At 68.2% G+C, this 21435-nt stretch carries 17 protein-coding genes; 11 read left to right on the top strand and 6 right to left on the bottom strand.

Annotated features, from left to right (window positions below; genetic code table 11):
- Entirely contained in the window at nucleotides 1-867 is an 867-nt protein-coding gene (locus N440_RS09080; protein ID WP_133934832.1) for a pirin family protein, read from the bottom strand.
- 151 nt (nucleotides 868-1018) lie between these two features.
- Here N440_RS09080 and N440_RS09075 point away from each other — a divergent pair, with 151 nt between their 5' ends.
- Entirely contained in the window at nucleotides 1019-1945 is a 927-nt protein-coding gene (locus N440_RS09075) for a LysR family transcriptional regulator (RefSeq protein WP_133934831.1), read from the top strand.
- A 26-nt stretch (nucleotides 1946-1971) separates the two neighbouring features.
- Here the strand turns inward: N440_RS09075 and N440_RS09070 are convergent, their stop codons facing one another.
- Genes N440_RS09070 through N440_RS09055 form a run of 4 tightly spaced genes read right to left on the bottom strand, consistent with a single transcriptional unit; the run spans nucleotide 1972 to nucleotide 8619 of the window.
- Nucleotides 1972-2295: a DUF2149 domain-containing protein gene (locus N440_RS09070; protein WP_133934830.1), complete on the bottom strand. Its 324-nt coding sequence runs from the start codon at nucleotides 2293-2295 to the stop codon at nucleotides 1972-1974.
- Complete coding sequence (locus tag N440_RS09065) at nucleotides 2295-2771, bottom strand: MotA/TolQ/ExbB proton channel family protein (RefSeq protein WP_075678079.1); 477 nt, start codon at nucleotides 2769-2771, stop codon at nucleotides 2295-2297. Before N440_RS09065 ends, N440_RS09070 begins: the two co-directional genes overlap by 1 nt.
- Complete coding sequence (gene cobN / locus N440_RS09060; RefSeq protein ID WP_133934829.1) at nucleotides 2768-6673, bottom strand: cobaltochelatase subunit CobN; 3906 nt, start codon at nucleotides 6671-6673, stop codon at nucleotides 2768-2770. The genes N440_RS09065 and cobN overlap by 4 nt, the downstream gene beginning before the upstream one ends.
- 2 nt (nucleotides 6674-6675) lie before the next feature.
- Entirely contained in the window at nucleotides 6676-8619 is a 1944-nt protein-coding gene (locus N440_RS09055) for a TonB-dependent receptor (protein ID WP_133934828.1), read from the bottom strand.
- 185 nt (nucleotides 8620-8804) lie between these two features.
- On the opposite strand from N440_RS09055, the gene N440_RS09050 reads away from it, so the two are divergent.
- The 10 genes from N440_RS09050 to N440_RS09005 all read left to right on the top strand — a co-directional run bounded on the left by N440_RS09050 (nucleotide 8805) and on the right by N440_RS09005 (nucleotide 19857).
- A complete protein-coding gene (locus N440_RS09050) occupies nucleotides 8805-9308 on the top strand; it encodes an RNA polymerase sigma factor (protein WP_014037388.1) in 504 nt (167 codons plus the stop codon).
- Nucleotides 9309-9390: 82 nt separating this feature from the next.
- Nucleotides 9391-10347, top strand: a complete 957-nt coding sequence (locus N440_RS09045; protein ID WP_133934827.1) for a FecR domain-containing protein — start codon at nucleotides 9391-9393, stop codon at nucleotides 10345-10347.
- Nucleotides 10348-10529: 182 nt separating this feature from the next.
- Nucleotides 10530-13652, top strand: coding sequence for a TonB-dependent receptor (locus N440_RS09040; RefSeq protein WP_133934826.1), 3123 nt, complete (start codon nucleotides 10530-10532; stop codon nucleotides 13650-13652).
- A gap of 53 nt (nucleotides 13653-13705) precedes the next feature.
- Nucleotides 13706-14470, top strand: a complete 765-nt coding sequence (locus tag N440_RS09035; protein ID WP_053449902.1) for a Slam-dependent surface lipoprotein — start codon at nucleotides 13706-13708, stop codon at nucleotides 14468-14470.
- A 90-nt stretch (nucleotides 14471-14560) separates the two neighbouring features.
- On the top strand, nucleotides 14561-16015 hold the full coding sequence (locus N440_RS09030) for a porin family protein (protein WP_133934825.1): 1455 nt from the start codon (nucleotides 14561-14563) through the stop codon (nucleotides 16013-16015).
- Nucleotides 16016-16132: 117 nt separating this feature from the next.
- A complete protein-coding gene (locus N440_RS09025) occupies nucleotides 16133-16537 on the top strand; it encodes a response regulator (RefSeq protein ID WP_133936009.1) in 405 nt (134 codons plus the stop codon).
- Between the two features lie 9 nt (nucleotides 16538-16546).
- Complete coding sequence (locus tag N440_RS09020; RefSeq protein ID WP_133934824.1) at nucleotides 16547-18133, top strand: PAS domain-containing protein; 1587 nt, start codon at nucleotides 16547-16549, stop codon at nucleotides 18131-18133.
- Between the two features lie 71 nt (nucleotides 18134-18204).
- A complete protein-coding gene (locus tag N440_RS09015; protein WP_049457044.1) occupies nucleotides 18205-18546 on the top strand; it encodes a type II toxin-antitoxin system prevent-host-death family antitoxin in 342 nt (113 codons plus the stop codon).
- A 3-nt stretch (nucleotides 18547-18549) separates the two neighbouring features.
- A complete protein-coding gene (locus N440_RS09010; protein WP_133934823.1) occupies nucleotides 18550-19176 on the top strand; it encodes an AAA family ATPase in 627 nt (208 codons plus the stop codon).
- A 63-nt stretch (nucleotides 19177-19239) separates the two neighbouring features.
- A complete protein-coding gene (locus N440_RS09005) occupies nucleotides 19240-19857 on the top strand; it encodes a hypothetical protein (RefSeq protein ID WP_133934822.1) in 618 nt (205 codons plus the stop codon).
- 84 nt (nucleotides 19858-19941) lie between these two features.
- Here the strand turns inward: N440_RS09005 and proP are convergent, their stop codons facing one another.
- Nucleotides 19942-21429 carry a glycine betaine/L-proline transporter ProP gene (gene proP / locus N440_RS09000; protein WP_053449897.1) on the bottom strand — a complete coding sequence of 496 codons (1488 nt, stop codon included), beginning with the start codon at nucleotides 21427-21429 and terminating at the stop codon, nucleotides 19942-19944.
- Nucleotides 21430-21435 lie beyond the last annotated feature (6 nt).

The raw sequence follows: 21435 nt of genomic DNA, 5'->3' as shown, positions 1-21435 counted from the left end.
TCAGTGCGCGATCTGGCCGAAGCGGCCGCTGTTGAAGTCGTTGACCGCCTGCGCGATCTCGGCCTGGCTGTTCATCACGAACGGGCCATAGCCCACCACCGGCTCGTCGATCGGCTCGCCGCTGAGCAGCAGTACCGTGGCGTCGCTGTCGGCATCGACAAACACGTCCGTGCCAGCGCGGTCGAAGGTGACCAGCTGTGCCTCGCCGACCGGCGGGCCGCCGTTGACCCGCACCGAGCCCTTCAGCGCCACCAGCGCCAGCGTGCGGCCATCGGCCACCGGCAGTTCGGCGTGGTGGCCCTGGCGCAGGCGGATGTCCCAGACATCCATCGGCGTGTGGGTGCGCGCCGGGCCGGCGTGGCCGTCGAAGGTGCCCGCGATGACCCGCACGCGGCCAGCGCCCTCAGGCAGATCCACCGAGGGAATTTCTGCGTCGAGGAGAGTCTGGTAGCCCGGCGCACCCATCTTGTCTCGGGCCGGCAGGTTCACCCACAGCTGCACCATGTCCAGCGTGCCGCCGCGCCGGCTGAATTCCGGCGTATGGAATTCCTCGTGGAGGATGCCGGAGGCGGCGGTCATCCACTGCACGTCACCCGGGCCGATGGTGCCGCCGGCACCGGTTGAATCGCGATGGGCGACCTCGCCCTCATAGACGATGGTGACCGTCTCGAATCCACGGTGCGGATGCTGGCCGACCCCGCGCGGCGTATCGCTGGGGGAGAAGGTGTAGGGGCCGGCATAGTCCAGCAGCAGGAACGGGCTCAGGTGCTGGCCGTGGGTGTTGTAGGAAAACATCGAGCGGGCGGGAAATCCGTCGCCCACCCAGTGCGGGCGGGGGGCGCTGTAGGTACCGGTGACACGCTTCATGGCGATCTCCTGGCCGGGGCTGCCGGCCGCTGTTCTTCGTTGCGGGAGACGATATCGCCGCGACAATAGGGTCGGTAGACGCCAATATTTGCCGTCATAGTCCTATCTGGTGAACAATGGGTGCGCGCCTTGGGCCACAGGAGATCGCCCCGTGTTCATCGCTGATATCCGCCGTTGCGACCTCAACGACCTGTTCTACTTCGCCATGGTGGTCGAGCACGGTGGCTTCTCGCAGGCTGGCCGGGCGCTGGCGATGCCCAAGTCGAAACTGAGCCGGCGCATCGCGCTGCTGGAGGAACGTCTCGGCGTGCGGCTGATCCAGCGCTCGACGCGGCGCTTCTCGGTCACCGAGGTCGGCCAGGACTACTACCGCCACTGCAAGGCGATGCTGGTCGAGGCCGAAGCAGCCGAAGAAGCCATCGCGATGTCACGTGCCGAGCCGCGCGGCACGATCCGCCTGGCGTGCCCGATCGCGATCCTGCACGCGCGCATCGGCCCGATGCTGGCCGACTTCCTGGCCCTGCATCCGCAGGTGACGGTGCAGCTGGACGCCACCAACCGCCGCGTGGACGTGGTGGGCGAGGGCGTGGACGTGGCGATCCGGGTACGGCCACCGCCACTGGAGGACAGCGACCTGGTGGTGCGCGTGCTGGCGCGCCGGGTGTGGTGCACCAGTGCCAGCCCGGCGCTGCTGCAGCGGCTGGGTACGCCGCAGGTGCCGGCCGACCTGGCGATGATGCCGACCGTCGACCTGGCCTCGCCCAGCCAGCAGCATGCCTGGGAGTACACCGGGCCGGACGGCGTGCAGGCCAGCGTGCACCACCGCCCGCGTCTGGTCAGCGATGACATGATCGCGCTGCGCGCCGCCGCGGTTGCCGGGGTCGGGGTGTTGATGCTGCCGCGGATGATGATCAGCGAGGAGCTGGCCCGTGGTGCGCTGGTGCCGGTGTTGCCCGCGTGGGTGCCCAGGCACGGCATCGTGCACGCCGTGTTCCCATCGCGGCGTGGATTGCTGCCGGCCGTGCGGGCGCTGCTCGATTTCCTGGCCGAGCGCTTCGAGGCGTTGGATGAACCGTAGGCTCCGCATCCACGCATGGCGTGGATCTACCGGGCCGGGGCGGCTCCCTCCGGCACATACACCATGCGCCCGTCCGGCAACCGATAGGTCACGCCGGCCTTGACCCCGCCACCTTCGCCGATCTCGCCGGTGGACTGGTAGCGGGTCAGTTCCTCGCCCTGCTTCACGGTGATGCGCATGTTGGCTTGGCCGGGGTTCTCGATCACGGTCACGTCCTGGCTGGTGAACGGATTGAGCGGGTTGCGCACGATCACGATCATCAGGATGCCGGTGACCACCAGGAACAGGTCGATCAGGTTCACCACCGACAGGATCGGGTCATCGGCTTCGTCGTCGTCCATGAAGCGCATCAGTGCGCCTCCTGCAGGCGTTCGAACATGCGCAGTTCCTGCAGCAGCCAGCGCCGGCGCACGGTCAGCACCAGGTAGGTCAGGCTGGCGGCCACCAGGGCCAGGATCACCGACGAGAAGGCCACCACCATGTTCTCGCCCACGCCCTGCGCGTCGCTGCGGGTCAGCGCCAGCAGGGCGGGCCCCATCGGGATCATGGTTGCCACCAGGCCCAGCATCGGTGCGGTTCGCGAGACGATGCGCAGGCCTTCCAGGCGCTTGAGGATATGCAGTTCCAGATCGTCACTGCTGCCGCCGTGGCGGGCCTGCCAGGCCAGCAGTTCGGGCCGGTGGCGGCCACGCCTGCGCTGCAGGCCTTCCCACAGGAAGGCGCCGAAGCTGAGGAAGGCGTAGGCCAGCGACAGCAGGATCAGCAGCAGGACCGGAGCCAGGAACAGGTGGGAGAGATCGTAGAGCGTGGATTCAAGCGCGTTCATGCGGAAGCCGGGTTGGAAGGAGAAGGGGAAGGGTCGGCGCGCCGTGCGTTGCGCCGCGATTGCAGCACGGCGCCTGCGCCGAGCAGGCCCAGCAGCACGGCGAGTGCCCAGCGCGTGGCCGGCGCGTGCGGGGCAGGCGGCGGCACCTGCCGCATCACCCGGCCACGCACGCTGGGCGAGGGGGCCGGTGCCGGCTCGACGGTGGCGGGTTGTCGGGCGGCGGCGGCTACATCGGGTGCCGGTGGGGCGGCCGATGCGCGGCCGAGCCCATAGCCCGGATGCACCTGCGTCGGTACCGGCTCCGATGTCGACGACGCCTGCAGCTGCTGCAGCCGCGCCTGAAGCTCCGCGCGGGTGCGGTCATCGGCGTGCCAGTAGCCGCGCGAGATTGCTTCCTGCAGGCGCTCGATCATCTGCACCTGGGCGCTGGCGTTGTGCTGCTCGAACCACTGCGCCAGGCCCAGCTGCCGGCTGTCGCGCACGAAGGTGTCATGCACCGCCTGCCACTGGTCGGTGCGGACGGTGTCCGGCGCGGTCACCTGCCAGCCGAACAGGTTGTCGACGTTCTTCAGCACTTCCAGCGTGCCGGCGTAGCCCTCGGCCTGCATCGCACCGATCCACTGCGGGTTGAGCGTCTGCGCGCGCAGCTCGTCGGCGAGGAAGCGTGCGGTGCTGCGCGTGCGCGGTGCGGGTTCGCGCAGGTCGGAGACGTACAGCGCCGGGCTGGCACCATCGAGGTGGCGCACGGCCAGCGCCAGCCCACCCAGATACTCGAAGGGGTGGTCGGTGCTGAGCAGCCCATGGGTGTTGGAGGAGCGCGACAGTACCGCCGCCTGTACGCCGCGCAGTTGTTCGGCGAACAGGTTGCCACCGGGCAGGGTGCTCGCCTGGCCATCACTGCCGTAGCCATGCTGCAGGCGATCCAGGAAGCCGCTGGCCAACGCCGCATCGTCCTTGCCGGCCGTGCTGCCGCGCGCCAGCACGGCATGGTTCAGGCCGCTGCCATACTCGCCGGGGGCGTTGCTGAAGATGCGCAGGCGCGACAGACGCTGCGCCTGCTCCGCAGGAACGCCGTCGCGCTGCAGGCGTTGCTGCACGGCCACTGCATTGCCGGCAATCGGATTGCTGGGCGAGGCCGGCATCGCCGCCAGCTGCTCGATGGCGCCAGCCAGCAGCCGCAGGAACGGATCGAACTGGTCGCGGTAGACGCTGGTGGCCTGGATCACCACGTCGATGCGCGGGCGTTGCAATTCCGCATCGGGCACGATGTCGAGGGCGATCACCTTGCCAGCACTGTCCCAGCGTGGGCGCAGGCCCAGCGCGTGCAGCACCTGCGCCTCCAGCACGCCGAGGTGGCGGATGGCCTCGCTCGACCACAGGCTGATGGCCAGCTTGCGTGGCAGCTGCCCATCGTGATCATCACGATAGGCCTGCAACAGCTGCTGCAGGGCCAGCTCGCCGGTGTCGAACGCTGCGCGGGTGGGAATGCGGTCGGGCTCGAACGCGAACAGGTTGCGGCCACTGCGCAGTTCCGGCGTGCGGATCGGATCGCCGCCGGCACCAGGCAGCACGAAGCCACCACGCAGGCCGCGCAGCAGCGATTCGACCTCCTGTGTATCGGCCAGGGCTGCATCCAGTTGCACGGCATGCTGCAGCGCTGCGCGCAGATCGGGGGTGGCGACGCTGGCGATCGGCGCACCTTCGCGCAGATGACGCGCCAGCGTGCGATAGGCGAGGCCCTGCTGGATCTGCTGGTAATCCACCGCAGTGGCCTCCATCGGGTCCTCGCCCAGCGCCTTCAGATAGCCGGGCCCCAGCTGCTGCATCACCATCAGCAGGCGGTGTTCGGGCGAAGCCGGTTCGCCGAAGGTATGCAGCCCCAGTGGCAGGTTGCGCCGGGCAAGTTCGTGCAGGTGGTCGTGCAGCACCGGCAGGAAGCTGTCGAAGCGCGCCTGCATGTCCACCGCGCTCCAGCCCAGGTCGGCGGCGATGCCGCTGTCGGTGGCCAGCGTGCGCAGGCGTGCGGCAGTGGCATCACGCACCGGCCCCTGGTCCAGCTGCTGCAGTTCGTGCACCACCGCGTGCAGGTCGCGCAGCTCGTCGTACAGCCCGGACGGCGCGAACGGCGGGGTCTGGTGGCTGACCACCACGGCACGGCCACGACGCTTGGCCTGGATCGCCTCGCCGACGTTGTCCTGGATGTACGGGTAGAACACCGGCAGTTCACCCACTGCCAGCCATGGATAATCGGCGGCCCACAGGCCGCGGTCCTTGCCCGGCGTCCATTCCTGCGTGCCGTGGGTGCCGAAGTGGATCAGCGCATCGGCCTTCCACTGCTGGCGCAGGTAAAGGTATGCCGCCAGGTAGTAATGGCTCGGCACCGATGCCATATCGTGGGTGGCCTCACCGACACGGCCCGCTCGCGGCGGCTGCGGCATCAGCAGTACGTTGCCCAGGCGCAGCCGCGGCAGCACGAACACCGCCTGTCCCTGCCGCTGCCGAACGGCAGGGTGGTGCGCAGGATCGCCCCACTGTGCGTGCAGTTCGTCGCGGCGCGCGGCGGGCAGGGTCGCCAGCCAGCGGCGGTAGTCCGCCACCGGCAGGGTATCGGCCAGCCCGGCATCGAGCAGCGCGTCCAGCCGCTCCGGATGGTAGTAGCCCCCCAGCAGTGCCTGCAGTTGCTCGATCAGGGTCTTTTCATCCACCGCCTGCGTCGAATACCCGGCCTGTGCCAGCCGTGGCAGCAGCGCCTCGATGCTGCGCGGTACATTGAGATGCGAGGCGGACAGGTTGCGCTCGCCGTCCGGTGCATTCCAGAACAACAGCGCCACGCGCTTGTCGGCCGCGGCGGTGTGGCGCAGCGCCGCCAGCCGCTGCAGTTTGGCTGCCAGTGCATCGATCTGTTCGGGAATCGGCTGCAGTTCACCGCGCGCATTGGCCGAGACCACGATCGGATCACTGGCGCCCCAGGCTTCGGGCACGGCGACGAAGGTCGCCAGGGTCGCCATCGGAATGCCGGTGGTCGCCGCGCGCCAGTCATCCGCATCGCCTTGCCGATGGTTCAGCGCCTGCAGCACCGGCACGTCCAGCGTGGAAAATTCGGCGGCACGCGCGATGCCGTTCTGCAGATGGGTCAGGTTGACCAGCGCATCCACCTCGATGCCGCGCAACGCCTGTTGCAGGGCGTCGTCGGCGGCGGCATCGAACCAGACGCCGAACAGCGCGATCCTGCGTGCGCGCCCGGCCTCGATCAGCGCGTCCAGCACCTGGGTCTGCATGCCGCTGAGCATGCTGCCGGAGATCAGCACCGCCACCTTCGGCCATGTTGCCTGATTGTCGCGCTGCCACTGCGCCTGCAATGCGTGCGGGCTGTCCAGCCACTGGCTGCCGGCCGTGCTGTAGCCGGTGGCCGGCAGCACCTGCGGCAGCGGCAGTCCGTCGGTTCCGGCATCGCTGCGCCAGGCCTGCAGGTATGCAGCCAGCGTGCGGATGTTGGCTTCGCCACCGTTGCCGTAGTAGCCGGCGATCCTGCGCGCCACCTCGGCGGGCAGCTGCCCGGAGGCCGGCGCGCTGCCCCCCACGCGCAGCCATGGCACCTTGCCGTTCTTCAATGGCTCTTCAACCACGGCCATGACCTGTTCGACATCCGCTGGTCGCGGCGTATCCAGCAGCACCAGGTCGCTGCCTGCCGGCCAGTCGTGCGGCAGCGCGGTCGCAGGGTCGACCACCCGCTGCCGGAAGCGCACCCCTGCGGGCGCGCCCAGTGCGTCCAGGCGGGCGATTTTGCCGGGCAGCACGAAGCTGCTGCTGACCACGTCCACCTGCAGTGGCTCAGGCTCGGCATGGGCCAATGCGGCCGGCATCAGCCACCCGAGCAGCAGCCATGTCCACCCGCTGCGCATGGTCAGAAGGCCAGTTCGATGCCGGCATGCACGTAGCGGCCGGTTTCCGGGTACGGGTACAGCGCACCGGTTTCGTCCAGCCGCTTGTCGGCCAGGTTGTCGATGCCGGCCACCACGCTCACCGCCGCGGTGACGCGCCAGCGCGAATCCAGCGACCACAACCAGTAATCAGGCAGGGTCACCTGGCTGCTGCCGGCCACCTGCTGCTGCGGGCCAACATACTCGCCGCGCACGGCGGCCTGCAGCGGGCCGCGCTGCCAGTTCAGTGCGGAGGCGCCGCTGCGTCGTGGGCGCTCCGGCAGCCACTGGTCGGTCTGGCGGTCGCGTGGGTCCAGCCAGCTCCAGTTCGCTTCGAAGGTCAGATGCTCGGTGATCGGCGCGGTGCCGGCCAGCTCCAGGCCACGGATGCGGGCACGGGCCACGTTGGTGTAGTTGCGCAGTTCGCGGCCGCGCACGCCGCAGGCACGCACGCAGGTGGTCTGGATCAGGTCCTTGAGGTCATTCTGGAAGGCGGTCGCCTGCACTGACCAGCGTTGTTGCTGCCAGGCCACCGACAACTCGGCGCTGGTGTTCTGTTCCGGCTTCAGCTGCGGATTGCCGACAATGGTGAAGCGCCCGCCGCCGCCCACCGCGGAATACTCCGGCGACAGCTGCTTCAGGCTCGGCGCCTTGAAGCCGCTGCCGATGCCGCCCTTGATCGTCAGTGCTTCGGTGGCATGCCACACCGCATAGGCGCGCGGGCTGTGGTGCCAGCCGAACTCGGGATGGCGGTCGCCGCGGCTGCCGAACACCAGCGAGAGCGCGTCGCTCACCTGGATCTCGTCCTGCACGAACAGCGCGCTCTGGTCCGATTGCAGGTGTCCACTGCGTGCGCCGGCCGCATCGTCCAGTTGCTGGCGCCGCCATTCGCCACCGATGCTGACGCGGTGGCGCGCACCCAGCGCAACGGTGGCGCGGGCATCGACGATCTGGTCGGTCAGCTGCTGCGGCCGCGAAGCCTCACCGCGGTCGCGACGGTTGTCGCGGTCCAGCGTCGCGCGGTAGGCACTCACCCGGGTTTGCCCCCAGTCCCAATCGCCCTGATGGCTCAGCGTGGTCTGGCGGCGACGGATGTCGTCGATGGTTTCGTACACATAGGGCGCGGCACCGGCCTGCAGCGCATGGCGGCGTCGTTCCTCGCTGCCCTGCAGGTGCGACAGGTCAATGCGCTGGTGTGCATCCGGAGTCCAGGTGAGTACCGCGCGGCCGGTGTTGGCGCGGCGCCCCTCCTGCTCGTCCAGGCGGTCGTCGCTCGGATCGCGGCTGGCATCCTTCTGCCGGTGTTCGGCAAACACGCTCAGGCCCAGCGTGCCGGGCAGCAGTGCGCCACCCGCATAGAAGCCGGCCTGGGCGGTGTTGCCACCACGGTCACCGCCGACCACGCCGGCGTTGTAGACCAGGTTGCCCTGCCAGTCATCGGTGGCGCGGCGGCTGATCACGTTGACCACGCCACCCAGCGCCTCCGAGCCGTACAGCGAGGACATCGGGCCGCGTACCACCTCGATGCGTTCGATCGCCGCAGCCGGCAGCCAGCCCAGGTCGAAATCCGAATGGGCGATGGCATCGGCCGACGCACTGACGCGCTGGCCGTCCAGCAGCACCAGCGTGTAGCCAGGGTCCATGCCGCGGATGCGGATGCCGCGGCGGCCGAAGCCGACCCCGGCCACGGTCACGCCCGGGCTGCCGCGCAGCGCATCGGCCAGGTCCAGCACCGGCCGCAGCTGGATCTGCTCGCGGGTGATCACGCTGATCGAGGCAGGTGCGTCGCTGGCCAGGCGATCGGTGGCGGTTGCGGTGACCACGATCGGGTCCAGCTGCGAAGGGGCGTCGGCCGCCGCTGCCAGTGCGGGGGCCAGGGCAAGGAGGATCGCGCCGGACAGGCGGCGGGCGGGGGTGAACCGGGACATGGGAAGGGGTCGCTACGAATGTGACGATATAACATAGCATTACCTTCACGAAATCTTCATAGGCCGAAGGTCCTGCTCCCGGCGACATCGCTGAACAAGGGTGCGGTATCGCGGCGAGGCGCCTACAATCCGGGCTCGGACCGTCGCCATCACGCCCATCATTCCCCGGTCCGGCCTTGGCACCTATGTCTCCCAATGCCCTGGCGCTGGTCGAGCTGCTGATCCGCGAGCGCCGTGCGTTGTCTCGCTTCATCGCGCGCTACCTCGACCCGGCCAGTACCGAGGACACCCTGCAGAACCTGTACCTGAAGGCCAGCAGCGTGCCCGGTGATCCACCGATCCTGGAGCCGCGCGGCTATCTGTACCGGATGGCCTATCACCATGCGCTCAACCGCAGCCAGGCCGATGCCCGCGAGCGGCGCGCGATGGCCGAGTACGCCACCGACATGGCCGAGGCGGGCCACGACGGCGAGGCTCAGGCGCTGGACCAGGCGCAACTGCGCGAGATCACCCAGACCATCCTCGCGCTGCCGGTGCAGGTCCGCGAGTGCTTCGTGCTCAACCGCTACCTGGGCCTGAGCGAACGCGAGATTGCCGCGCGCCTGGGAATCTCCAAGAGCCTGGTCGGCAAGCATGTGCTGCGCGCCGCGCTGTTGATCCAGCAGCATCAACAGGGAGCGCGCCGATGACCGGCGTTTGCCGTGGGCAGATCGCGCCCGCCGTTGTCACAACAGGAAAGCGCGCCCGTTCGCGGTGCGGCAGGCCACAACCATGACCACGTCCGAACCCTCGCCGCGTCAGGCCAGGCAGGCGTTGCGCTGGGTGATCCGGTGCAGTGCAGGCCCGCTGCCGGAACGCCAGCAACGAACCCTGCAGCGCTGGCTGCAGGCCGATCCGCGCCACGCGCTGGCCTGGCGCCAGCAGCAGGCGTTCTGGCAGGGGCTGGATGCCGCCGGGCCCGACGTGCTGGCGGCGCTGCCCGGGTTGACGGCTGATCGCCAAGGGCTGCGTCCGATCACGCCGCGCCGCCGCCTGCCGTGGCTGCTGGCCAGTGCTGCCGCGGTGGTGCTGATGGTTGCCGCTGCGCCGCACGCGCTGCTGCTTGCTCGTAGTGACCTGCGCAGCAGCGATGCGCCGCGCGTGGTGCAGCTGGACGACGGCAGCACCGCCGTACTCGACGCTGGCACCGCACTGGCGATCGAGTTCGATGGCCAGCAGCGCCACCTGCGCCTGCTGCGCGGCCAGGCCTGGTTCCAGGTAGCGCACGAGGCTCGCCCGTTCCAGGTCGAGGCGGCGGGCGGCGTGGTCCGTGACGTCGGCACCGCCTTCAGCGTGTCGATGCTGGATACCACGGTCACCACCCAGGTCAGCGAGGGTGTAGTGGATGTGCGCCCGGGCGATGGCAGCGTGCAGCGCCTGCATGCCGGACAGGCGCGCGTGTTCCGTGACGGGCGCTGGCTGCAGCCGGTGCAACTGGAAGATCCGGAGAGCATGGCGCCATGGCGGCGTGGCGAGGTGGTGATCGATGATCAGCCGGCCGCGCAGGCCATCGCCGATCTGGCGCGCTACCGTCGTGCGCCGGTCTGGGTACTGGGCGGGCAGGGTGCACGCGTACGGGTCAGTGGCCTGTTCCATCTGCAGCAACCGGAGACCGCCATCGATGCGGTGGCCGCGCAGGCGGGACTGCGCGTGCAGCGTCTGCCTGGCGGAGCGCTGGTGTTGTGGTGAGGTGCAGCCGGTTGATGACAGAAAGCGCCGCATGAAAAAAACATGAAAAAACCGTGGGCACTCGCCGTGCCCCGTTGTCTATAGAGGTATAGCCAGAGCGAAACACCGTTTTTCCTCAAGCCAGACACACCACCGGCACCGGATGTGCCGATGGTCCCGCCCCGCTTGAGGAGTTCCTGTCCATGCCGTCCACGGCATCCGCCTGTCATCGCCGCGCCACTGTCCTGGCCCTGGCCATCTCCACCGCATTGCTGCCGCTGGCCTGGGTGCCGGCCGCGCAGGCGCAACCGGCGGTCGTCGCGCCGCTGCGCCAGTACGCCATTCCCGAGCAGCCGCTGGCCGATGCCGTGCGTGCGTTCGGCCGCCAGGCCGATGCCCAGGTGGTGTTCCGCAGTGATCTGGTGGAAGGCCGTCGTTCCAGCGCGGTGAGTGGCGAGTACAGCCAGATGCAGGCCCTGCAGCAGCTGCTGCAGGGCAGCGGGGTGCGCGCACAACGCGGCATGGACGGCACCTGGAGCCTGCGTGCCGCAGCGGAGGCGGGTGAAGGGGAAGGGGTGCGGGTGACCGAGACACTGGACGTGGCCGGTCGCCTGCAGTCGGAAGGGGGCGAGGCCCGCGATCGGCGCGGCTACGATGATGTGTTCGCGCTGGACCTGACCACGGCGTATTCGGGGCGCGACCGGGTGGAACGCTATCGCGGCTCCAACCCGGCCGACGTGGTCAAGGATCTGGTCGGCGTGTTCAGTGGCGATGCGCGCAACAGTGGCGCACTGGACATCAACATCCGCGGCATCCAGGGGCCGGGGCGGGTGCCGGTCAGCATCGACGGGGGCGAACAGGCGTTGACCGTCTGGCGCGGCTACAACGGCGTCAGCAACCGCAACTACATCGATCCCAACCTGATTGGTGGCATCCAGGTCATCAAGGGGCCAGGGCTGGTGCGCGATGTGCACAGCGGGATCGGTGGTGCGCTGGTGATCAAGACCATCGACGTTGACGACATTGTTGCGGCCGGCGAGCGCTTTGGCGGGGAGCTGAAGATCGAAGGCAGCAGCAATGCGGTGGCACCGCGCCTGCCGCGGCTGCATACCGGCGAGGACTACCGCACGGTGCCCGGCTTCCCGCAGGGGTCGCCGAACTCGCCCTATGACGACCGCACCCTGGTGGTGCCGGTGAAGTCGCGCAGTGGCAACAACCCCTTCGACGGCGAGGACCAGGCCTGGCGCCTGGCGCTGGGCGTGCGTGGCGACAACGTCGACCTGATGGCCGCCTACGCCTGGCGCAAGCGCGGCAACTACTTCTCCGGCAGCAAGGGCAGCAGCTACTACGACCAGGACCCGCGCGAGAAGTACGAATACCAGGGCATCGACTACATCACCACGCTGGCGCGCTACTTCAAGCCGGGCGATGAAGTGCCCAACACCTCCAGCGAGCAGGAATCGTGGCTGGTCAAGGGCAGCTGGCAGATCAACGACGATCAGCAGCTGAAGGCCACCTGGCGGCGCACGCTGTCGCACTATGGCGAGATCATGCCGTCGCGCATCCTGTCCGCGCCGGACTATGGGCGCATCCAGTGGCCGCTCAGCCGCGTCGATTCGGATGCCTGGAACCTGGAGTACCGCTTCCAGCCAGCCGGCAGTCGTTGGCTGGACCTGTACGCCAACCTGTGGCGCACGGAAACGGAAAGCGACACCTACACCGCCGGTGGCTTTCCCAACTTCGCAGTGGGCAACCCGGCATGGAACCCGGACGCCAGCCCGATCCTGCGCAACACCGCGCTGGCCAACGCGCGCAACGACCGCACCGGCCTGATCCTGAGCAACCGTTTCGCCCTGCATTCGACCCTGGACCTGACCGTGGGCGGCAACTGGCAGTACGAGAAGCTGGGTTCGCGCGATCCGTACTTCGGCACGACCGATGGCTGGCGCATGTTCCCGCGTGCCGGGCGTCGCCAGGAGGGTGAAGGCTACCTCACCCTGGAGTGGCGCCCGGTCGACTTCCTCACCCTCAATGCAGGCGTGCGTTACAGCCGCTACTGGGCCTTCGATGATTTCCTCGAGGCGCACCCCGAACTGCTGACCAAGGGCGTAGGTGGCAAGGAAGCGCAGTACACCGTGAACGAGTTGCTGCCCCGTCCGGCAGACCTGCAGTCACGCATCGATGCACTGGAAGCGCGCCGCGCCGTCTGGGAAAAGCGGGGCATGGGCTGGTTCATCGACCAGAGCATCCGCAACCTTCTGGCGCCGTACGAGACCCCGCGCCCGGTGCAACATACCCGGCCCTGGCTGCCCGATGCCGATGGCAACTACACGCGCGCAGGCAACCCCTGCCTCAATGGCGAAGTGGCGGCCATTCCCGGCGTGCAGCCGGTGTTTGCCGGCAGCGACCAGGTCTGCAACATCGGCAACAGCGTGCAGTCGCGGCCGGTGGATGGACGCAACAGCCGCCGGCGCGACCATGCATGGCTGCCGACCTTCTCGGCCACGGCACACCTGTCCCCGGCGGCCCGTGCCTACGTGCGTTACAGCGAAGCGGTGCGGTTCCCGAGCATGTTCGAAAGCACCATCGCCTTCTCCGGCAGCCTCAATCCCCTGTACGCGCTCAAGCCCGAGCACGCCTACAACTACGAGATTGGCTACGTGCACAACCTGTCGGCCCTGTTCGGCAACACCGCCGATGCCGACGTCAAGCTGGCGTACTACGTGCACAAGACCCGGGACGTGATCGAGCGCGACGGCAACTTCCTGTTCGACAACATCGACAAGCAGACCATCCGTGGCATCGAGCTGCAGGCGCGCTTCGACAACCGGCGCTTCTTCACCGATCTGGGCATCACCCGCACGCTGGAAAACGAAGTGTGTGACGAGAGCACGGCGGTGCTGCTGGACGCGAACCGCGGCCTGGTGCCGAACTGCGTGCAGGACGGCTTCGTCGGTGGCTACCTGCTGACCCAGGCCATCCCCAAGCTGTCGATCAACTGGTCGCTGGGCACGCGCCTGTTCGATGAGCGCCTGGAACTGGGCAGCCGCATCGTGCACTACCAGCGCCACGAGAACCCTGATCTGCAGGCCTACCGTGACCGCCTGCTGAGCGGCGGCAGCGGCCTGCTCTGGCAGAACGTGCCGTTCACCTGGGGCAACATCACCACCGTTGATGCCTATGCGCGCTGGCGCTTCAACGAGCATGCCAGCGTCGAACTGGTCGGCAGCAACCTCGGCAACCGCTACTACGTCGACCCTGCCACGCGCTCCACGCTGCCGGCGCCGGGCCGCACCCTGAAGCTCGGCGTCACCGCGCGCTTCTGATCTCCCACTTTCAAGCGTTGTACCCGTAGTTCCCTCAATCAAGGAGCAATACCATGAAAATGATCTCCCGTTCGGTTCTCGCCGTTGCCGCCTCGCTGGCTCTGGTCGGTGCCGCGCATGCTGCCGACATCGTCGGTGCCGCCAGCGCCAAGACCGATGCCGAGCTGTACGTGGCGGTGGGCGAATCGCAGGTCAATGGCGGCCCGCACCGCGCTGGCAAGGCCGGTATCGGTGTCGGCACCGTGTCCCAGGCCAAGCCGGTGGACTTCCAGGGCCTGAGCGCCTACTCGGCACCCACCACCGTCAATGGCGTGACGGTACGTACCCTGGCCATGCCGATCACCGGCGCACCGGGCAGCCACGCCGGCATGGGCCACTTCAACTTCGTCAAGGTCGGCAGTGGCGATGTCTGGTTCGGTGAATGGTCCAAGGATGGTGCCGCCGGTGGCTTCAACAACCGCCAGGTCTACTTCGTCGGTGACCGCGCCGGCACCACGCTGCCCGCCGGTGTGGCGTCCTACACCGTGGCTGGCCTGAACAAGTTCAACGGCAGCAACCTGCTGAGCGGCACCTTCGACGCCGACTTTGGTGCCGGCACCCTGGATGGTGCACTGTCCGGCAATGGCCTGAACCTGGCCATCGTTGCCAACATCAACAGTGCCGACGCATCGTTCGCCGGTTCGGCCAACGTCAATGGCAGCGTCAACGGTACCACCCAGGGCCAGTTCTTCGGCGCCAACGCCGCCACCCTGGCCGGCATCGCCACCTTCGCCGGCAACAGCCAGTACGACACCGCCTTCGGCGGCAGCAAGAACTGATTGCCACGCCCCTGACGGGGCAGGGCAGGGACAAGCCGCGATCCGCCAGTCCCTGCTTCGGCCCGCTGCATGCACCACCACGGATCGACCATGCGCCATCCCATTTTCCTTGTGATCCTGTTGCTGGCGGCTGCCGATGTGCGCGCCCAGCAGGATGACCTTCGTCGCGTGCTTGAACAGGGCAGCGAACTGCGCCACCAGCAACAGGACCAGCAGCGCCTGCGGCAGGCCGAATCGGAGCGGCCGACCATCACCATCGACGGCCAGACCCTGCGCGTGGAGCGCACCGTCGACGATCTGGGCCAGGCGCTGTACCTGTCGCTGCAGCATCAGCAATGGGCCGCCGCGCAACGCTTCCTGGATGAATACATCGAACTGCCCGGCCACGACCCGTTGCTGCGCCACTACGCGCAGGGCGGCCTGGCGCGGGTAGCCGGCAATCACCGCCGCGCGGCCAGCGAGTACGAGGCGCTGCTGGCGGCACAACCGGATTTCCTGCCGGCCCGTCTCGAACTGGCGCGCGTCTATGCCGAAGACCAGCGCGACCGCGATGCCGTGGCGTTGTTCACGGCCATCGCCGGTGGCATCAATGCCGACGACCCCGCCACCGCAGGGGTGCGCGGACGGGTGGACGCCTACCTGGCCGCGCTGCAGGCGCGCGAGCGCTGGAAAGGAGCGCTGGCCGCCGGCCCGGCGTGGAGCGACAACATCAACCGAAGCTCGGCCAGCCGCACCTGCCTGTTCGGCGTCGGCGAGACCTGCATCATCCAGCGCAATCTTCCCGATGCCCAACGCGCGATGGGCCTGGACTACGACGGCAACCTGGAACGTCGCTGGGCGCTGGCCGGCCATCATGGCGTCTATGTGCGCGGGCTTGCGTTCGGCCAGGCCTGGCGCGGGCACAGCGCCTACAACGAACTCAATGCCAGCGTGCAGGCCGGCTACAGCTGGCGCAGCGCACGGCATACCCTGCAGATCGCGCCGAGCTATGACTACCAGGGCCTGGGAAATCGAGCCCTGCAGGGCGGCAGCGGGCTGCACGGCGAATGGCAATATGCGCTGGACGCGCGCAGCCTGCTCAAGCTGGAGGCCGACTGGAAGCGCCAGCGCTATCGCCAGCGCGGCCTGGCCAGCAATTACGACGGTGAGTTGGCTGCGGTGTATGCCACCTGGTTCCGTGCGCTCAACCCGCGCTGGACGCTCTTTGCCGGACTGGACCTGAGTGACAGCCGTGCCGCCAATCCGGCCAACGGCTACCGCCAGCGAGGCCTGCGCCTGGGGGCCGCGCGCCAGTGGACGGGTACCACCGCCACCGTGTTCGTTTCATTGCGCGAGCGTGACTACGATGCCTGGAGCCCGTTGCTGGAGGCGCGGCGCGAGGACAGCGAACAGAACCTCATCGCCATCGTGCGCAGCGAACGGCTGGCGGTCGCGGGGCTGGTACCCAGCCTGAGCCTGCGTTACGCCCGCATCGACAGCAACGTCGGCTGGCTGTACAGCCATGACCGCAGCCTGCTCAGCCTGAAGTGGGAGCGCGCGTTCTGAGGTAGAGGCCGGCAGTACCCGTTCTTCGTTGATCGTCACGCGCTCTTGTAGGCCGGATCGCGCATCCTGCCCTCGTTGCGACCGCAGGCGGGTCGCGTGCATCGAGGAGTGCAGGGCGTGCTGGAAGCCGGTAACAAACCAGAGGGCCTGAAAGGGCTGCGCGTGCTGGTGGCGGAAGATGAATTCGCCATCGCGATGTTCCTGGTCGACTACCTGGAGCTGAAGGGCGCACAGGTGATCGGCCCTGCCGGAGACCTGCAGGCATTGGGGCGGCTGGTCGATACCCATCCGATCGATGTCGCATTGCTCGACATCAACCTCGGCGGCGAACAGGTCTATCCGTTGGCCGATCGCCTGGCGGAGGCAGGGACGCCGTTCCTGCTCACCTCCGGTTACGACGACAACCTGCCGAGCCGTTTCGCTGCTGCCCCGCGCTGCACCAAGCCCTATCACATCGAGGCGTTGGTCGAGCAGCTGGCCGGGCTAGTCGCTGCACCGCAGGCGTCTGCGGGCATCGCCTGACCGGGCCGTATGGGGCGCCGTATCGAAGGTTTCCACGCCGCCGACCGGCAGGCCGGCATGCCGCCGGCGCTGCGGCTGCACGCCCGCCACGACGGGATGGCTGCGCGCATTGCCCGCCATGACTGGGCGTCGACCGGGCTGGGCGGGATGGACCGCTGGCCGCCGCACCTGCGCGCCACCGTGGACCTGATGCTGGCCCACGGCTTCCCGATGATCGTGCTGTGGGGCGAGCAGCTGGTTCAGCTCTACAACGACGGCTATGCCGAGATCCTCGCCGACAGGCATCCGGCCGGGCTCGGCCAGCCGACCCGCGAGTGCTGGCCCGAGGTCTGGCACATCAATGGGCCGCTCTACACCCGGGTCTGGCAGGGCGAAACCCTCACCTTCGAGGACAAGCTGTTTCCGCTGGCCAGGCACGGCCGCCTGGAGGATGTCTGGTTCACCATCACCTACAGCCCGATCCGTGGCGAGGAAGGGCGCATCAACGGCGTGCTGGTGACGATGTTCGAGACCACCGCCGCGCATCTGGCGCAGGCCGCGCGCGAGCGCGAAGAACTGCGTCGGCGCGAGAGCGAGCGTCGCCTCGAGCTGGCCTTCAGGATGCTGCCGGTGGGGTTGTGCATTGTCGATCTGGACGGTCGCATGCTGTTGTCCAACGACCAGATGCGCGCCTATCTGCCCACCGGCAAGGTGCCCTCGGCCGATGCAGACAACCAGCACCGGTGGCGAGGCTGGCACACCGACGGCAGCGCCATCGGGCCCGACGACTTCGCCATTGCCCGCGCGATGCGCGGTGAAACCGTGGTGCCCGGGCTGGAGTTCCAGTACCTGCACGACGATGGCCGCGCGCGCTGGACGCGGGTTGCCGCCGCGCCGTTGCGCGATGCCGATGGCGAGGTCAGCGGCGTGTTCGCCATTGCCGTGGACATCGACGACCTCAAGCGCGCCACCGAGCGCCAGTCGGTGCTGCTGGCCGAACTGCAGCACCGGGTGCGCAACATCATGTCGACCATCCATGCCCTTGCCTGGCGTACCCGCGCGTCGGTCGGCAGCGTGGATGAATATGCCGAGCGCCTGTGCGGGCGCCTGATGTCACTGGCGCGCACCCAGAGCCTGCTGACCCGCGGCGCCAACGCCGGGGTCTGCCTGCGCGGCATGCTCAACGAGGAAATCGCGGCGGAGACGCCGTCGATGGCCGCCTACCGCCTGCAGGGCGAGGATGTGCTGCTGCCTCCCAAGGCGGCCGAAGTGCTGTCGCTGGCCATCCACGAACTGGCCACCAATGCGCTCCGTCACGGTGCGCTGAGCCATGACAGCGGCCGCATCGAGGTGTCCTGGCATCTGCAGGTACAGGATGAGCACCCCTGGCTGGGCCTGCACTGGTGCGAGCGCCATGCCGAGGTGGACGGCTGGGCGCTGCCCAGGCAGCGCGGCCTCGGCCGCACCCTGATCGAGCAGCGCGTACCGTATGAACTGGCCGGCACTGGCGAGCTGCGCTTCAGTCCGCACGGGCTGGACGCCTGGATCCGGTTCCCGCTGCGCGAGCGTGACAGCCTGCTGCAGACCGATGCGCCGCAGCCCGGGCCGGCCCGGTGAAACCCGGTTTATCCCCAATTTGGCCAAATTGGGTATAGTGGCCATAGTCCACCTCTACCCGGAGCTGTGCCATGACCCTGCCGCTGGATCTGCCCGGCCTTGAAAAGGCCCCGGCCTCGTCGGTGAAGACCCGCGGTTGGCCGAGCCTGATGCGCACCGTGCGCGAGAAGCAGGCGCTGGTCATCACCAACCACAACCACCCCGAAGCGGTGATCGTGGACATCCGCACCTATCAGGAACTGCTGGCCAAGGCGGCCGGCGGTGATGCCGGTGAACGCAGCGAAGAGCTGATGCGCCTGCGCAGCGAGTTCGACCAGACCCTGGCCGGCCTGCAGCGCGGCGAGGGGCTGGGCAAGGTGCTGGGCCAGCCGATCCGTCGCGGCCGCAAGGTCACCCTCGGCCGTCCGCTCTGACCGATGGGGCGGATCCTGGTGCTGGCCGGCGTCAATGGCGCCGGCAAGAGTTCGCTGCTGGGCACCTGGCTGGAGGCCGAAGGGCTGAGCTGGTTCAACCCGGATGCGTTCACCCGGCGCCTGGTGGAGGCCGGCTGGCCGTTGCCCGAGGCCAACGCCGAAGCCTGGCAGGAAGGCACCCGTCGCCTGCGCCAGGCGATGGCCGACGGCACCGACTTCGCTTTCGAGACCACGCTGGGCGGCAACACCATTCCGCGCCTGCTGCGCGAGGCCTGCGAACGGCACCACGTCGCGATCTGGTTCTGTGGCCTGGCCGATGTCGAACTGCACATCGCCCGTGTAGCCGCGCGGGTGGCAGCCGGGGGCCACGACATTCCGGTCGAGAAGATCCACGCGCGCTTCGATTCCGCGCGCGAGAACCTGCTGGACCTGCTGCCGCACCTGGCCGAACTGCATGTCTACGACAACAGCGCCCCGGCCGATGCCGAGGGCTGTGTCGAACCGCTGCCGGTGCTGGCAATGGCGCAGGGCCAGCTGCAATACCCGGTGTCGGTGGCCGAGCTGCTGCACACCCCGGACTGGGCCAAGCCCATCGTGATGCGTGCGATGGAATTGAATACCTCGCGGTAGACCGACGCCATGCGTGGATGCCTTGGCTGCGGCTAGACTGACCGCATAATCAAGGAGGATGGCATGCACGGACCTGCGACGTTCCGCTCCACTTCGATCTACCTGGTGCTTGCTGCGCTGGCGCTGTCGAGCCTGCCGGCGATGGCCGGACAGCCTGCCGTCAAGCGCACGGTGCCGCCGCCCAGCATGGTCCAGGCGTTCCGCGGCGCTGAAGCCAACTTGCGGCTGATTCCCGGCGACGACATCGAATCCGATTTCCGTCCGGTGTGGACCGCTGTTGCCGACCTCGATGGCGATGGTCGTTCCGAAGTTGTGTACTTCTACACTTCTACCTACACCGGTGGCAGCTTCGCGCAAAGCAATGTGGTGGCGGTAATGACAGCGCTGACGGCAAACGATCCGCGCGGCCAGGAAAACCCGAAGAGCCTGTCGCCGGTGGAAGCAGAGGACTATGCCGCCATCCGCAGGTATGGCTATGGTGACGACGCGGCTGAACAGATTCCAGGCGCCATCCGTGCCATCCGCATCCAGGGTGATCGCATCATTGTCGATTTCACGGTCACTGCCGGGGCAACAGTCTGCGAATGGAAGAGCCCCAACCGCCATGTCTGCCCGCCGGACGGTCACTACACCTGGACGCTGCGCTGGACACCAGGGAAGCTGACCCGCATCAGGAAGTAGCGCCAGGTAGCGCCGGGCGTATCGGCCCGGCGCTACCTGGCAAGTAGATCCACGCCCTGCGTGGATCGCGTTTCGCGCTGGGCCTCAGGCCGGCTTCACCTGCTCGGGCTCCGCAACGTCGGGCAACGGCGGCAAGCTCGGGTCCACCGTCACCGGCACGTCGCTCTTCAACAACGCGGCCGCTTCCTTGTCGCTGCCCACCGCCGGCGGTGAACCGCGCAGCGGCAGGCCGGCGGTCTCCTTCACGAACAGCATGGTCACCAGCCCGATCACCGCCGCGCCCATCAGGTAGTAGGCCGGCACCAGCGGATCGCCGGTACGCTCCACCAGCCACGCGGTCACCAGCGGCGTGGTGCCACCGAACAGCGACACCGACACGTTGAAGGCGATCGACAGCGCGCTGTAGCGAACCGGGGTATAGAACAGCGCCGGCAGCGTGGACGGCATCGAACTGGTGAAGCACACCAGCGCCAGGCCCAGCAGCATCAGGCCGAGGAAGATCATCCAGTCGTTGCCGCTGCCCACCAGCAGCAGGCACGGCACCGCCAGCACCAGCAGCGCGATGCAGGCACCGATGATCATCGGGCGGCGGCCCAGCTTGTCACTGAACAACCCGCCGACGATGTTCAGCGGCATCATCACCAGCATCACGATGATGATCAGCAGCAGGCCCTTGCTCTCGGCGTAGCCCATGGTGACGCTGAGGTAGCTGGGCATGTAGGTCAGCAGCATGTAGTCGGTGACGTTGAACACCAGCACCAGGCCCATGCACACCAGCAGCTGGCGGCCGTGCACCTGGAACAGTGCGCCCAGCCCCGGCCGGTCATGTTCGCGCTTCTCCGCTTCCTCGGCGAAGGCGCGGAACGCCGGGGTTTCCTCCAGTTTCATGCGCATGTACAGGCCGAGCAGGCCCAGCGGGCCGGCCACCAGGAACGGAATGCGCCAGCCCCAGTCCAGCATCTGCTCGCTGCTCAGCAGCATGTGCAGTGCGGTCACTGTGCCGGCGCCGGCGATGTAGCCGCCCAGCGTGCCGAACTCCAGCCAGCTGCCCATCAGGCCGCGGTTGCGGTCGGTGGAGTACTCGGCGATGAAGGTGGCTGCCCCGCCATACTCGCCGCCGGTAGAAAAGCCCTGCACCACGCGCGCCAGCAGCAACAGCACCGGCGCCCAGATGCCGATGCGCTCATAGGAGGGAATCAGGCCGATGGCAAAGGTGCCCAGCGCCATCAGGATCATGGTGAACGCCAGCACTTTCTGGCGGCCGTAACGATCGCCCAGCGGGCCGAACACCAGGCCGCCCAGCGGCCGCACCAGAAATGCCACGGTGAAGGTCGCGAAGGCCGCGATCACCTGTGCGGTGGGATTGCTGGAGGGGAAGAACACCTGGCCGATGGTGACGGCCAGGTAGCCGTACACACCGAAGTCGAACCACTCCATGGCATTGCCCAGTGCAGCGGCGCCGACGGCGCGCTTGAGCATGGGCTTGTCGACAACGGTGATCTCATCGACCTTCAGGTGGCGGCGGCGTTTGAACCAGCCGAAATGAGCATGTGAATCGGGGGTGTCCTGCATGGAGGC

Source organism: Stenotrophomonas sp. CC22-02, assembly GCF_004365115.1.
In the GTDB taxonomy this organism is placed as follows: domain Bacteria; phylum Pseudomonadota; class Gammaproteobacteria; order Xanthomonadales; family Xanthomonadaceae; genus Stenotrophomonas; species Stenotrophomonas forensis.
The sequence above is the reverse complement of the archived record's forward strand: the minus strand, read 5'-3'. Positions and strand labels throughout refer to the sequence as shown.

What these genes read in the sequence shown, in the direction of transcription:
- proP (WP_053449897.1), bottom strand. Translation starts at nt 21,429, where the DNA reads ATGCAGGACACCCCCGATTCACATGCTCATTTCGGCTGGTTCAAACGC.
- N440_RS09045 (WP_133934827.1), top strand. Translation starts at nt 9,391, where the DNA reads ATGACCACGTCCGAACCCTCGCCGCGTCAGGCCAGGCAGGCGTTGCGC.
- N440_RS09010 (WP_133934823.1), top strand. Translation starts at nt 18,550, where the DNA reads ATGGGGCGGATCCTGGTGCTGGCCGGCGTCAATGGCGCCGGCAAGAGT.
- N440_RS09065 (WP_075678079.1), bottom strand. Translation starts at nt 2,771, where the DNA reads ATGAACGCGCTTGAATCCACGCTCTACGATCTCTCCCACCTGTTCCTG.
- N440_RS09005 (WP_133934822.1), top strand. Translation starts at nt 19,240, where the DNA reads ATGCACGGACCTGCGACGTTCCGCTCCACTTCGATCTACCTGGTGCTT.
- N440_RS09035 (WP_053449902.1), top strand. Translation starts at nt 13,706, where the DNA reads ATGAAAATGATCTCCCGTTCGGTTCTCGCCGTTGCCGCCTCGCTGGCT.
- N440_RS09040 (WP_133934826.1), top strand. Translation starts at nt 10,530, where the DNA reads ATGCCGTCCACGGCATCCGCCTGTCATCGCCGCGCCACTGTCCTGGCC.
- N440_RS09055 (WP_133934828.1), bottom strand. Translation starts at nt 8,619, where the DNA reads ATGTCCCGGTTCACCCCCGCCCGCCGCCTGTCCGGCGCGATCCTCCTT.
- N440_RS09070 (WP_133934830.1), bottom strand. Translation starts at nt 2,295, where the DNA reads ATGCGCTTCATGGACGACGACGAAGCCGATGACCCGATCCTGTCGGTG.
- N440_RS09080 (WP_133934832.1), bottom strand. Translation starts at nt 867, where the DNA reads ATGAAGCGTGTCACCGGTACCTACAGCGCCCCCCGCCCGCACTGGGTG.
- N440_RS09015 (WP_049457044.1), top strand. Translation starts at nt 18,205, where the DNA reads ATGACCCTGCCGCTGGATCTGCCCGGCCTTGAAAAGGCCCCGGCCTCG.
- N440_RS09030 (WP_133934825.1), top strand. Translation starts at nt 14,561, where the DNA reads ATGCGCCATCCCATTTTCCTTGTGATCCTGTTGCTGGCGGCTGCCGAT.
- N440_RS09020 (WP_133934824.1), top strand. Translation starts at nt 16,547, where the DNA reads ATGGGGCGCCGTATCGAAGGTTTCCACGCCGCCGACCGGCAGGCCGGC.
- N440_RS09050 (WP_014037388.1), top strand. Translation starts at nt 8,805, where the DNA reads ATGTCTCCCAATGCCCTGGCGCTGGTCGAGCTGCTGATCCGCGAGCGC.
- cobN (WP_133934829.1), bottom strand. Translation starts at nt 6,673, where the DNA reads ATGCGCAGCGGGTGGACATGGCTGCTGCTCGGGTGGCTGATGCCGGCC.